Annotated in this window: 10 protein-coding genes and 2 pseudogenes; 4 read left to right on the top strand and 8 right to left on the bottom strand. The window is 59.5% G+C overall.

The genetic code is table 11. The annotated features are described in order from the left end of the window. Positions 1–50: 50 nt before the first annotated feature. Entirely contained in the window at positions 51–443 is a 393-nt protein-coding gene (locus tag NKH16_RS19285) for a hypothetical protein (RefSeq protein ID WP_352901122.1), read from the bottom strand. Positions 444–716: 273 nt separating this feature from the next. On the opposite strand from NKH16_RS19285, the gene NKH16_RS19280 reads away from it, so the two are divergent. The 3 genes and pseudogenes from NKH16_RS19280 to NKH16_RS19270 all read left to right on the top strand — a co-directional run bounded on the left by NKH16_RS19280 (position 717) and on the right by NKH16_RS19270 (position 4,124). Further along, positions 717–2,366, top strand: coding sequence for a TnsB C-terminal domain-containing protein (locus NKH16_RS19280; protein ID WP_352901119.1), 1,650 nt, complete (start codon positions 717–719; stop codon positions 2,364–2,366). A gap of 12 nt (positions 2,367–2,378) precedes the next feature. Beyond that, positions 2,379–3,261 (top strand): annotated as a pseudogene (locus NKH16_RS19275) (TniB family NTP-binding protein). Beyond that, complete coding sequence (locus tag NKH16_RS19270; protein ID WP_352901116.1) at positions 3,258–4,124, top strand: TniQ family protein; 867 nt, start codon at positions 3,258–3,260, stop codon at positions 4,122–4,124. Before NKH16_RS19275 ends, NKH16_RS19270 begins: the two are co-directional and overlap by 4 nt. A 38-nt stretch (positions 4,125–4,162) precedes the next feature. Here NKH16_RS19270 and NKH16_RS19265 read toward each other — a convergent pair whose 3' ends face one another. The 7 genes from NKH16_RS19265 to NKH16_RS19235 form a co-directional block, all read right to left on the bottom strand. Then, positions 4,163–4,360 (bottom strand): hypothetical protein, encoded by a 198-nt coding sequence (locus NKH16_RS19265; RefSeq protein WP_352901322.1) that lies wholly within the window; start codon positions 4,358–4,360, stop codon positions 4,163–4,165. 100 nt (positions 4,361–4,460) lie between these two features. After that, on the bottom strand, positions 4,461–4,601 hold the full coding sequence (locus NKH16_RS19260; protein WP_352901113.1) for a hypothetical protein: 141 nt from the start codon (positions 4,599–4,601) through the stop codon (positions 4,461–4,463). 310 nt (positions 4,602–4,911) lie between these two features. Then, positions 4,912–6,096 (bottom strand): S8 family peptidase, encoded by a 1,185-nt coding sequence (locus NKH16_RS19255; RefSeq protein ID WP_352901111.1) that lies wholly within the window; start codon positions 6,094–6,096, stop codon positions 4,912–4,914. Positions 6,097–6,822: 726 nt separating this feature from the next. Further along, positions 6,823–7,242, bottom strand: a complete 420-nt coding sequence (locus tag NKH16_RS19250) for a DeoR/GlpR family DNA-binding transcription regulator (RefSeq protein ID WP_352901296.1) — start codon at positions 7,240–7,242, stop codon at positions 6,823–6,825. Between the two features lie 522 nt (positions 7,243–7,764). Then, positions 7,765–8,805 (bottom strand): hypothetical protein, encoded by a 1,041-nt coding sequence (locus NKH16_RS19245; RefSeq protein WP_352901108.1) that lies wholly within the window; start codon positions 8,803–8,805, stop codon positions 7,765–7,767. 152 nt (positions 8,806–8,957) lie between these two features. Continuing rightward, positions 8,958–9,842, bottom strand: a complete 885-nt coding sequence (locus tag NKH16_RS19240) for a hypothetical protein (RefSeq protein WP_352692946.1) — start codon at positions 9,840–9,842, stop codon at positions 8,958–8,960. Beyond that, positions 9,839–11,824: a caspase family protein gene (locus NKH16_RS19235; protein ID WP_352901105.1), complete on the bottom strand. Its 1,986-nt coding sequence runs from the start codon at positions 11,822–11,824 to the stop codon at positions 9,839–9,841. Before NKH16_RS19235 ends, NKH16_RS19240 begins: the two co-directional genes overlap by 4 nt. A gap of 561 nt (positions 11,825–12,385) precedes the next feature. Here NKH16_RS19235 and bioZ point away from each other — a divergent pair. Then, positions 12,386–13,184 (top strand): annotated as a pseudogene (gene bioZ, locus NKH16_RS19230) (3-oxopimeloyl-[acyl-carrier-protein] synthase BioZ); the annotation flags it as partial. Between the last annotated feature and the right edge of the window lie 86 nt (positions 13,185–13,270).

Genomic DNA, 13,270 nt, shown 5'->3' with positions numbered 1-13,270 from the left:
GTTTGATTCTTCTTGCATGGATTGTCGTCGGAGCGTGGACTAGTTCGGCATTAGCTCAAGATGCCACCGAGAAAACCTTTCCCCACGAGGGTGTTGACACCATCCAGCACCTCTTCGCGCAGCTGGTGACAACCCGAATGCCGGGGATTCCCGAGTTGAAGCGCCTCAACGCGCCAAGCCGCGTATGGCGCCGTTCGCTCGTATAAGATGCCATTTGCGTAGACCGACTCTCTATGCATGACCACCACGCCTGTCTCGCGCTTGATTACGGCGTCCCAAGTCGCCTGAAAGATCGATATCTTGACGAACGCTTCGTTGGCCGTAGTGATGGGCTGGCATGCCGGCTCTTCAAGGCGCGGACCGTTGCGAGGCTCCGCATAGGACGCCGAAGGTAAACACGCCGCGCAGGCGGCAAAGACGAGGAATCGTGTCAGCAGGCTCATCTTTCGGAGTAAAGCATTTCCCCTCGACCATCGCGAGATGGAATCCCGGCTGAACTTACTCCATATCCGGCACGTCGCCGCTGGCGAATAGTAGGGTCGGCGGGCCGGTAATTGCCAAGCGCCTGGTTCGCATCGCGGCTCAAGATCGGTGTCGTTTTCCATTTAATTCTGCGAATCCGACCTCAACGATTTCAGTATGTTGCCGGCGCACTTAATTTGAGAATGAGCAGTTAATTTGATAATGCACATTGGCTTTTGTGACTTTATGTGAGAATGACGCTCGCGATGTTTTTTTCTCGCGAGCCTGCGATGACTGACCCCTCTCCCGACGAGATTGATGAGGCGCTTTGGGACGAAGCGTGCAGACGGGCAGATGCGATCCGCAGCTTCCTGAAGCGCAATCCTGCCAGCGCGACGGCCGCAGATGTTGCGGAACTCGCGGCCAGGCTCGGCCTGAGCCAAGCGACAGCATACCGGCTGATAAAGCTGTTCCGCGCCGGCGGGACCATCCTGTCGCTGGTCGATCGTAAACGTGGGCGACCACAGGGGCACCGCGTACTGGACGATAAGCGAGAAGAGATCATCTGCGCCACGATCAACGCATACTACCTGAAGCGGACCCGGCCGACGGTTTCGCAGCTGGTCCGCGACGTGCAGACGAACTGCATATCGGCGGGGCTCAAGCCACCGCATCGCCGGACGATAGTGGCTCGCCTTAAGGAGATTGACCTCCAGAAGCGTGCCAAGCGACGCGGCGAACAGAAGATCGTCAAGGCGACGACGCCCGTTCCCGGGACGTTCGGTGCCTCCCGCCCCTTGGAGGTGGTTCAGATCGACCATACGAAGGCCGACGTCTTCGTTGTTGACGAGGAGACCCGGCAGCCGGTCGGTCGACCGTGGCTGACCCTGGCCATGGACGTATGCAGCCGGATGGTCACCGGTTTCTATCTCACCATGGACGCGCCGTCCCGGCTGTCGACCAGTCTGTGCCTGTTGCACTCCGTCTTCGACAAGTCGGCATGGTTGAGAGAACGCGAGATCACGGAGCCTTGGCCCGTTGCCGGGCTGCCGGACACGGTGCATGTCGACAACGGTGCCGACTTCCGCAGCCGGGCGTTCAAGCGCGGATGCCAAGACGCCGGCATCGCCATTGAGTGGCGGCCACCGGGTGAGCCCCGCTTCGGCGGTCACATCGAGCGCCTGATCGGCACACAGATGGGAAGGCTGCACCTGCTCCCCGGAACCACATTCAGCAACGAACAGGATCTGGGAGACTACGACTCGAAGCGGCACGCGGCACTGACACTGCGTGAGCTTGAGCGGTATATCGCACTCGACATCGTTGGCTCCTATCACCAATCAATCCACGGTGGACTGGGACACCCGCCGATTGCTGTCTGGCGAGACCATGAAGGTGAGATTCCATTTCGACTGCCACAAGATCGAATGCGCTTCTGGCTGACATTCCTGCCCGAGCAGGAGCGCACCTTGCGGCCGACCGGCATTCATCTGTTCGGCCTGCGCTATTGGTCGGCGGCGCTCAGCGCCGACGTCGGGCGTTCTGACCGGCGCCTGCTTGTCAAATACGATCCACGCGACATGGCCCGCATCTTCGTTCGACGGCCTTCAGGAAACTTCGTGGAAGCCCGCTATGCCGACGTGACGTTGCGTTCGATCACCCTGCACGAGGCGGTGACCGCGCGACGCACACTGCTGGCGAAAGGCCGCCGTGAAGTCGACACCCGCGCGATCATCCGCACCGTCATCACACAGCGGGAATTGCTCGAGACTGCCACCAAGAAGACGGCAGCGGCACGACGCGGGAAGGCTTCTTCGAAATCGAAGGTGGATGATCGGGGATGGGGCTCGCTCCGCGGTGTCGATTCCAGCAAACCTGTACCCTTTGTTGAGGATACAGATTGAGCTGGAGTGAATATGAACGATGAAATCTCCCACCTGACCGCCGGCGCCGCGGCGCTGCTTGCCGAAACGGACGAGCGACGCATTCGCGCGATACGATCACGCCGCTGGGTGCTTTATCCACGCGCCAAGCAGGCGCTCGACCGGCTGAGCGGGCTCCTCGACCATCCGCGAGGCACGCGCATGCCCTCGGTCGCGATCTACGGCGACAGCGGCATGGGCAAGACCATGATCATGAAGCGGTTCCGGGACCAGCACCCGCCGAGCTTCAATCCGCTGACGGGGACGTTGAAGACGCCGGTCCTGGCCATGGAAATGACCAGCCGGCCCGGCGAGCGGCGCTTCTACGCCGAACTCCTCACCCTTCTCGGCGCGCCACAGCGTCCACGCGCCGACATCGCCCAGATGGAGCAGGCGGCATTGCGGATCATGGAAGCGATCGGCGTGCAGGTGCTGGTGATCGACGAAGTGCACAACATCCTCGCCGGAACCTATCGCGAGCAGCGCATCGTTCTGAACACTCTTCGCTTTCTCAGCAATCGTCTGCAGATCTCGCTGGTCTGCTTCGGCGTCAACGAGGCGCGGGAGGCGATCAGCGGCGACGTTCAGCTTGCGCGCCGGTTCGAACAGTTCACCTTGAGCCGGTCGGGCTGCGAACGAACAGTTCGAGACCCTGGTAGCGTCAATCCTGCGCAATACGCCGCTGCGTCGGCCTTCGGTGCTCACCCCGAAATCGCTGCGGCGTACGCTGCAGATCACCGAGGGTATCACCGCCAGCATTTTCCACATGATCAACAGCCTCGCGGTCGACGCCATCGAGAGCGGACGCGAACACATCACCGACGAAGTGGTCGAGAACTGGGAACCGGAATTCGATGCCGAGGCGGCATTCGCATGATGGAGAACACGCCGCCACGGCAATTGCCGGTGCGGTTGCCGCCCCATTGTGATGAACTCCTGTCCTCCTGGATCAGCCGGCATGCCGCCTTTTACGCGGTTCCACCACTCGTCATGCTTCGGCATTGCCTGCCGGAGGCGTCCTCATTGCGAGCGGCCGATCTTCAACTGAGCAGTGATCAGGAAATCCGCCTAGCTAACATGTTTGCCACCGAGCCGACCGTGATGCGTCGAATGACCTTCGCAAATGTCGCGCAATCATCGCTTCGGCTCATCTCCGCCCAGCCGACGCAGGTCTGCACGAACTGCAGCCCGGGACATACGGAACCGGCGCCAGTCCTGCGAAGCCAGCTGCTGGGATGGCGCATCACGTGCCCTCTGTGTGGAAGTCAACTCCGGGATCCCGGCGGGCGCGAACTCCCCTCCCCTTTCCGGCAGTATTGCGCTGCAGCTCTGCGTGGCGAAAAGCTGCTCGACGATGAAGCTGAGCGTGGTATCGGGACCTGGGCATCGCCAGCAGACATTGCTCGGCTTCTCCTGATGCGACGCATTCCAATACCTATACCCCGCGAGCACGATCTCTGGCGCTTCCGGGTGCTCGGCGCAATCATCCCCGATCTCGACCATGTCATTGCCGAGCAACAGGAGAATCTGCCCACACCTGCAAAGCCGATCCTACCGCTTCACCTGCGGCCGGCTCTGTTGGCAGGGGTAGCCATCGTCGAGCGTGTCGGACCAGAGATGCTTCGAATGCTGCGTGGTCACATGATGGGTGACAACAGGGTGAGATTCACTGACGCCGCCGAGAACATGATAGCCCGAGCGCGCAGGTCGAGAGCCTCTTCTCAAATGCAGCTAATTTGAGAATTGACGCCCAAGATTCTCACAATTAATGCCAAGCCTTAACCATACCGGCGCATTCTACAATTAAGTGCCAAGCGACACTTGCCGCCATGGATGACGATGATGATCGCCGCCTCGCGGCGATATTTCAGCGCCTTGGCGGTGCTCTCCTTCACATCGAGGGCGAAGCCGTCGCGCTCCAGCACGGCGGCGCACGGCACCTTGTCCTTCAGCTCTTCCAATTCTGTCTTTTCCATCTTCGCCCGCACGCACTCCCTCGCGCTCCCTGCTCTTCAATGCCCGCCCCGGTGTTTCGGGGCAGGATCCGGAGGCCGCGGCGCGCAAGTGGCAGGAGCCTTAGTCTCGACCCAGGCGCCGCTCCTCCTCGGCCTCGATGGCGCGCACGATTTCGATGTCCATCTTCGCCCGCAGCGTCAGCCGGGCGGCCTCAGCCGCCACCTTGGCCCAGTGAAAGAATTCGGCTCTATCGTCCCACATCAAGGCTTGGCGGCGCGTCGTATCACGCTTGTGGCCGCGACAAAGCTCGCGGGGATGGGTCCGCCAGCGCCGGCGGAGTCTGTGCTCCACTCAATGCCGGATCGTGCCAAACCCGCCCGCGTCGGAATGCTCTTCTCGAAGAACCCGCCCGCTTCCCGTCAGGATGGGTGCTCGGAGTCTGCCGAGATGTGTCCCTCAAGATCGGTAAAGCAATCCTAGCCCGGCCGGATAACGGTTTGGACGCAAATGCCGTAAGTACCGTTGGCCGCAGCCACTGTGAGAGCAGCGTTCCATCACCTCGACATGCAATTCAAACGTGGAGTAAGGAGGCAACGGCCTGCTCGCAATCGAGCAAGCCAAAGCCAGTTTTTGCATCCTTCCCTGCGATATCCAAATCACGCGCAGCCTTTTTCAGGATGGCCCGCAGATCGGCTCCTGTCAGGTCGGGCTTCACTTGCTTAAGAAGGGCACACGCCCCCGCGACCTGGGGCGCTGCGAAGCTTGTGCCCACACCAGCCTGCACGCTGCCGTCTGGCATAATGGAGTTTACAGCATACCCTGGCGCGGCGATTTCGACCGACTCCAGTTCGGCAAGATCATCGGGCCCATAAGACGAACCGTCCCACCATTTCGTGTCTCGTTTTGTGCCCCCTACTGCCATCACGCCGGAGCATCGCCCGGGATTAGTAACCCAAGGCTTTGGAAAGGTCCCGGAATTTCCGGCGATGCCGATAAGTATGCCTCCAGCTTTGACATAATCATCAGCGGCTCGCGAGACATCGTCCCATGGCAACTCATGCGGATCGTCGGCGCCATCCGGGTCCCATTGGCTCATGGAAAGTACGTCAAGCTTGTTTGCGGTTGCCCAAACGATCGCTGCCGCCAAGTATTCTGAACGTCCACTTCCATTTTTGTTTACGCGTAGCGCGTAGAGATCGCAGTCAGGCGCTACCCCGATCATGCTGGGGTGCGTTGGCAGACAACCGATTATTGCCGCACAGAAAGTTCCATGAAAATCTGATCCACCGTACCAATTCGGAGCGCTTGGATTGAAGGACAATCCGTCCTTGATTGGCAAGAATGGCAAGTTGGGGGCGATCTCAGAATCGATCACTCCAATTCTGATTCCTTTCCCAGTCGTGGTAGGCCAGCACTTTTGAGCGTTGATTACGTCGAGGTGCCAAGGTCGGTCGTTTGCAATAAATTCTCCAGCAACGCGTATTGGTGATGGGAGGAGCGGTGAGCCGGTGACACGCCGATCTTCTCTCAGCTGTGTTACACGAGGGTCGGCTTTTAGATCCGCAGCCTCTTTGTCAGTAAGCGAAGCGCTTAGCACGCCGATCGTCGGAAATTCTAATACTGCGTCCTGCGGAAGGCCGCCTTTCTCCGCGATGAGGAAGTTGACAGCGTCGACAAAATTTTCAGGAGGCCTGTTGATCAGGTCCCTGAGGTTTACTTTGGAGTCCCGGTTGACAGATATCGTGTATCGCTGCATCGATCCCTCCCATCGCAGAACTTATCGTAAGATATAAGTGCAAATTCGGGCAAGACATGCAAAGGTTTTGCTTAAGAAGACGAGGCGGCTGAACTAAAGACCCGGCAGGCTGTGCCGGCTGCTCGGCGAACCCGGTCGAGGAATTTTATCGCAATCAGATCCGCTGCCGCCAAGAATGCGCTCGTACCCACCCGGGGTCGCTCCGTATGCACATTATGCGCACGGCGTCCGCCTCGCCTGCCTCGCCAAAGAACATCCGGTCGGGTCTTGCACCCCTAGGCACTTTCTTCGTGGAATGCAATTCCCGTATTCGAAGGGGTCGCGAGTCAAGAAACAGCGCGCCGCTCTCGAGCGACTGCGGCAGCGTTGAGCATATCGATACCAGATGACGTCTCACATCTGCTTTGATGATGCCCAATTGCCGGCGGACCCTCTGACCGATGTATCCCAACAATCGGAGAATTGGCCACAGCCGCCATAGAAGGTCTAAGCGCTGGCATGTAGGGTGAGGCTAAAGGTCAGGGAGAGGAAACGCGCTTTCTGCGGCACTTTTGGATCGTGGCTTAGGTCGGCAGAGTCCGGGCAAGGGGCACAGTGTCAAGCGACGGCGACTTACGGGTCCATAATCTGACGCGTGGCGTGGTTGCGACTTTCTTTGCGGGGTGAGCCGCGGGATCCGGTGCAGAAGGCCATGATGGAACCGCTAATTGTCCGCGGTTAGTCGGTTTAATCATTCGACTCGGACGGCGGACTGTCGACATAAGGCGCAATGACAAGTTCTTCGACCAAGGACTGATATCTCTCACGGTCTTCTACCGAAAGCCCCTCGTCAGTTATGATCCGCTTGAGCTTTTGAATCGGAACGACGTTGTAGAGCACCCGACTTCCAAACTTGCTGCTGTCAATGATCAGCGTCGTTTCTACCGCTGCGCCAACCATTTCCCTTTGCAGTTGCACGAGGTCCAGCAAGGTATCGCTAGGGCCGGCTTGGTCTAAGGCATGCGTACAAAGGAAATAGTGATCGCAGTTCAACTCGCGCACAAATTTTGTAGCTGTCTCACCCAAGAGGACGTAGGCGCCGGGTCGACAAACGCCGCCTGGAACGACCAATGAAATGTGATTCTTGTTAGCCAGTACCCCCGCGATGTGTACGTCATTCCTGATAACAGTAACCCTCCTCCCGGAAGCCAGCTGTCGATCTCAGCCACTCCGAACGGCAGGACCTTGCGCACGCGACCCGCACCGCCCTCCAGGTGCGCAATGCGCTCCTGAAGGCGGGCGATGACTGGGTTTGCCACGCTATCGGCCATGAAAAATCCGGTTCCTAAAAGCAGTGCAACGCGCTGGGCGCAGTTATGTTCATTATTTGTTCTCTTTGAGAACCTGAGTCAATTGGACTACGGCGAGCATCTTTCGGATACTCGGCCAAGAGAGGCAATTGATTGGCCTCAGCGCAACCGCACGCCGTCGATGTAGATGTTCCTTGTAATCCGGCCCCACCTGGGATTCATGCGCACGCCGCTGCGCGGTCGTGACCGCAGGAAATCTGCGACGTCGTCGAGGCATGCGAGCCGCGTTGGGGTCACGTTGGAGCCGAAGTCATGGCATGCGAAGAACCCAACGGATCCGCGTTCGACGCGTCCTGTTACCACGCCCGCAACGACGCGTTCAATTTTCGCCACCGGCACCGCGCTTGCCTCCTCTGACTCTGCCGGGTGCCTTCGCGATCAACTTTCGCAGAGCCGGTTGATCGAGGCGCACCGACGTGCCCCGCCGCTCGAAGAGTAGCAGCTCGATGCCGAGAGCCGAGAGGGCTCGCGCGATCGTATCGCCTGGTGCCGCCGGCAGCACCATGATCTTTCTGCAAGCCTGACCGCCGAGGTGCTCGTACAGCTGAAGCTGGCCGAGAGCACGCTGAATGTCGGCCGCTGTTGCGTCGGCCTTGATCTCGAACAGGAGCCTGTCTTGCATTGTCTGGGCGAAGAGATCGGGACCATATCGCCCGAATCGGCTGTTGGCGTGCTGGATCCCCAGAGCATCGAGTTCCTTGACCAGTGCATGCCAGATGTCGGCGTGTCGCCGTTCGGCCGTCCTCGCCGGCATCGGGGGCAGTGTATACGCCCCTTGGCGCTCGGGGCTCGATAGGGCCTCGGCTGCATTGATCCGCTCCAACATCTGCCGGGCAGCGTCACCAAGCTGATAGTGGACCCGAACACGGGCGCAGAGGTCCACGAATGCTGCAACATCGTTCTGGACCTGGTCGGCAGGCTGGTCGAGACCGGCGACGCGGTGACCGGATGCAACCGTGCCATCGGCGTAACGGACGTCGACGCGCCTTGCTGTCGCGACCGCATTGAACATGTCCTCGGTAATCCGGACACCCCGCGGATGGAGGCGGCCCTGGTGCAGCAGCCATCGGTGACCACGGTCATCCCTCGCCAGCACGCCCTGCCGGTTGAGGTTCTTGCCGCTTCCGGGAGGATTGATCTCGACGAGCATGTTCTGGCGAAGCCGCATGGGCTGCTGCCCGAAGACGTTCCAGTATCTGTCGGGTGGCGTCTCCGAGAAATGGCCCCACACGCCGAGCCGCTCTTGCCAGATGGCTCCGTGTCCCAGGCCAGCGATCGCGTGTCCGCCAGCGCTGAACTTGCGCTCGAAAAGCTCCATGCTGGCGTGGATGGCCGCGGCTGTTTCGATGGCCTCAAGCATCGCGAGGTTCTGTCACTGCGTGCCAAGCCACAGCTTTCACAGAACGGGACTGGCGGTCACCAGGCATCCGCATCGATCGAAAAGAATGGTTTCTAGACAAATAGTAATGATCAAGGAAAGCTTGAGGGACCACGGGCCCGGGCGACCCCATGTCACAGAACCGCCTTAAGTGCCTCGATGACGCGTTTGTCGGGAAGATATCCGGCGATTCCATGTGCGTTTGATGTCGGGTTGTCGACATCGCCGACGTTTTCGATGTTTGTAGCGAAGGTGCTCTCATCAAGACCTTTGCCGAGAGCAACGAAATCCGCAGGGTCGTAGAAATTCACCCACCGCTTCACAAATTGTGGCTTTTTTCGAGGTGGACCGAGCTTTGCCTTCACAGCGTCGATCCCGAGCGGCGATCCCAGTGTAATCAACAATGGCACTTCGACGCTTGTCGCGACGTCAGTCATCTCGCGCAGCAATTTGAAAGCGACAACGGTTCCCAGTGAATGCGAGATGATTATCAATCGTTTGCCGTCAAGCCGAGGCCGGACGAGATCGTCGACCGCTTTACCTGCACCGTTTTTCGCAAGGTAGGTGTAAGCCTGCTTGACGACCTGCAGCATCAGGGCGCCCTTCAATGGCGAAACGACTTCGAGAGCACGGACGATACCAACAAGGCGCCGGCCCAACCAAGTGCCCATCGGAACGGCTTCCGCGCCCGCCGCCTGTTCCGCCGCGCGTGCAGCCTGCGCGATATCTGCGTCCGAGATGTTTTGCCCGACGGCGGCCTGCTCCAGCGCGCGAACGAGGAAGTTTATCTCGTCGTTGTTTGCGGGATCGAATGCACCGTCCGCCACGCCCATGGCAATCGCCGCTTTGACATCGCCGGTCGTCCAGCGCGCAAGTTCTTTTCCGTAATAGGCCATTTGCGTGTTGACGCCGTCGAGCAGGCCAGGTGCTTCATCAGTGATCAGCTTGCTCCATTTCGCAAGGAGATCCGCCTCGGTGTAGGCTTCTTGCGAGATTCCATGGATCAAAACCAAGTTCATCCAACACTCCTTAAGCTTAGCATCTCAATGGCCTTTTCTGCTCCCTCGCGCTTGAAGGAGGTGAAGGGAGACGGCAACAGGTATCTCGACAATTCGTGAATTGCGCGAGCCGCGGGAGCCTCTGGAGGTGTCGGGTCGCTCACGAAATCCCATCCCTGGCGAAAAATCGGCCAAGCTCCTCCCACGATACCTTCAATCTCGGGGGTTGCTTGCTTGACCCACTGTGGCAGCCGCCGGTCCGCCCGATTGGGTTTTCGGGCTTTGACCGCCGGCACCAACACCGTCGGGTGCTGCCATTCATGCGGCATGTCGATCAGTCCCATGAAGGCAACGTCGAACGGTATCGGCTGGCCCTGGTCGGCGTAAAAATAGGCCATGCGACGGATGCTATCGACGTCGCCGCTGTAGTCATAAAGGTAGCTCGAAAGCGCCCCCAACGTCGGATTGACGTGCTTCATTTCGCGGAGCTTTACAGCCAAGTCGTCGACCTGATTGGCCGTCAGTTCTCCGAGTTGCAGCTTGGTAATGGCGTCAATCGACGGCTCCAATTGATCGACCGGGTCGCTCCACGGCGGCATGCAAGCCCAGCCAACAACACCATGTGCGTCCCGGGTAAGTACCGTCACAAGCTTGCTGTACATGACAGCGGAGGCAAATATTCCATCCTCAAACTCAATAATGATCTGGGCACTGCCTGCCGGATGGATTTGGAATTTGAATGCCGACTGTCGGCCGCCCTTGCGGTCTCGAACATGACGCGCACGGTTCGTCCAAATGCGGCGAACTTCGCCGCCAATGACAATGAGATTGAAGTTAGAATGGGCAAAGTCTGGATCGATGCCCCCAAAGCTGCGGCGAATCTCTCTGCGACGCCTGTCCTTCTGACCATCTGCGACAAAGGCCTCGACGCGTCGCTTGGCTCTGCCGACGTTCCATTCGGCCAGTCCGGTATCGTCGCCACGTCGCTGGATTTTCCTCGCCAGAAGCTCTGCCTCCGCGAGATCATCGAAGGCTGTCTTTGCTGCAGCCGGCATTCTCTTGAGAGGTTTTGTCGTATCGATAGCGGGATTTTCCCTGCCGAAATCGGCACCCAACATGTCCTTCACCGTGATGACACTGGTGATGTCGACATCTTGCGATGGCACGACGGGATTGGTGGGCCGCTCCCAGACTGGCACCGGCCATATCGGCGCAGGCGGCATCGCACCTGCAGGCGGTCGGCTACGGTCGAAATAGATCAGGTGATCGCGGGGTGTCCCGGGGACATTTTCTGGCCGGCACTTCAAACGATATCGCTCGCCGATCTCCTGCAACCGTCTCTTCAGGAAAAGATCCAGGGATTCTGGCGTGACCTTTCCCTTGATATGCTGGTCGAAAGCGTCGTCTCGGCGGCCCCAAAGTGCTTCCAACACCGCTGTCGAAAAGACACATCTTGCGTCTTCGGGTGAGTCCCCTGGGATCATGTACGCTTGCTGCCCGTCCATAACTGCGTTGTACCGGTCAAGAACGGGCGGGATCGCCTCGTACGGCCCTCGGCCAAGAATGCCGTCCGGCGTCAGTTCGGTGATCTCAATGTCGTTCGGCAATGCGCGACATGCATCGCTGAAGATCGTCAGGTTGCGGATACCGTGGCGATAAAGTTTGCTTCGTAGTGGCTCTACTGCGATGGCACGCAGCTCGGTGTTCCAGTCAGTCGGCAACCAAAGATTCTGCTCGGCCCCGAGCCTGAAACCGTGACCGGCAAAATGAAGGACGAAGGCGTCAATCTCGTCCCCATCATCCCTCAGCAAGTTGGTGAGCACGTTTCGCAAGCGTGATATCGTTACGGGTTCAGCCTTGTCCTCATCCGTAACGACTTCGACAACATCGAATCCTGACCGCCGCGCCCAATCTCCAACCTCTTCCGCGGCGGGGAGCGCACCAGGCAAAGGTTGCAGATGTTCGGCGCGCGAGGCTCCGATCGCCAGGCAGATTCTCTTCAAACGACCCCCCTATTGACCATCCGCTCGGTGCCGGATTTGTCTTCATCCCCAGTTCATTGCTGAAGTTGATACCATATTTGTACGGGCCACTCATCATCCGCGGAGGCAATATGCCGAGGAACCATGGGAGGTGAAGCTAATGAAAAGCAGGAAAAGGTCCGGCGCCGGCGTGAAGCGGGATGCGAGGTGGCGCTACTCGGACCTCGACACCTATGATTTCGTTCTTCAAGGGACAGGCGGCAAACACCTTTAGTGGTGATTCAGGCCTTCCTGCGAGAGCAACCGACCGGCGACGGCAGGACGCCTACCCCCTGCTTGGGTTACCTTCGCGGGTTATGATTGCGAGGTGTCCGTATTGCCTGTTTTGGTCCCCAGTTTACCCCACGCCGTCACCGTTTCGAAGTGATGGCAGGGCGGATCTGTCTCTAAGCGGCTGTGCGCGTGATGGCGCCTGTCCGGGATGGCATCTCCACATTATCGATCAGCCGCGTATCGCCAAGCCAAGCAGCCGCGAGCAAGCGGGCGGGCCTGTCAAACGTCTGCATCGGCGCCAGGTCCTCCTCAATGGCGCTGGCGAACGCCGGCATTGACCGCAGCGACATCGGCCTGTTGTTGCTCGCCACCTCCACACCCGACCACCTGCTGCCGCCCAGCGCGCCGCTGGTCGCACATCGGCTCGGGCTCAGCCGAGCCGGCGCGATCGACCTGACCGGCGCCTGTGCCGGTTTCATCTATGCACTGATGTTTGCCGACGGCTTCACCCGCCTGCACGGCAAAGCGAGCCTTGTCATCGCCGCCAACATCCTCAGCCGCCGCATCAATCCGGCCGAGCGCGCGAGCGCCGTGCTGTTTGCCGATGCCGCCGGTGCCGTGGTTTGGTCCGTGCGAGGATACCGACCAAGGCGTTCTCGGCGCGGCAGTGGATTCGGACGGCTCGCGCTATGGGCTGATCCAGATACCCGCCGGAGGACGCAACAGACCGTTCCATGGCGACCTCGATCTCGAGCAGACCCGCATGACGATCACCGACGGGCGTGAAGTGTTCGCCAAGGCGGTGGAGATGATGACTGCCTGCTCGCAGGATGCGCTCACTGCTGCCGGAATGCTGCCGCGGGATATCGATCGGTTCGTGCCGCATCAGGCCAATGCCCGCATTTTCGACGCGGTCGGTAGGACCCTCGGCATCTCGGATGAAGCGATCGTCAAGACGATCGCCGACTACGGCAACTCTTCTGCCGCGACGATCCCGCTCTCACTTTCGCTCGCCCATCGGGCGCAGAAGTTTCGGCCTGGCGAGAAAATCCTCTTGGCGGCAGCGGGTGCGGGGCTCAGCGGTGGCGCGGTTGTCCTCGGCATCTAGACTAGTTTCCGTCCACAAACGTCAAACTGTTGATTTTATTGCCTAAATCGTGACTTTGCGCGGGCAAGGCCCGGCGGTTTCAGGTA

Origin of the sequence: Mesorhizobium sp. M1307 (genome assembly GCF_040318155.1) — a bacterium.
GTDB lineage: Bacteria > Pseudomonadota > Alphaproteobacteria > Rhizobiales > Rhizobiaceae > Mesorhizobium.
This window is presented reverse-complemented; position numbering and strand designations above follow the sequence as displayed.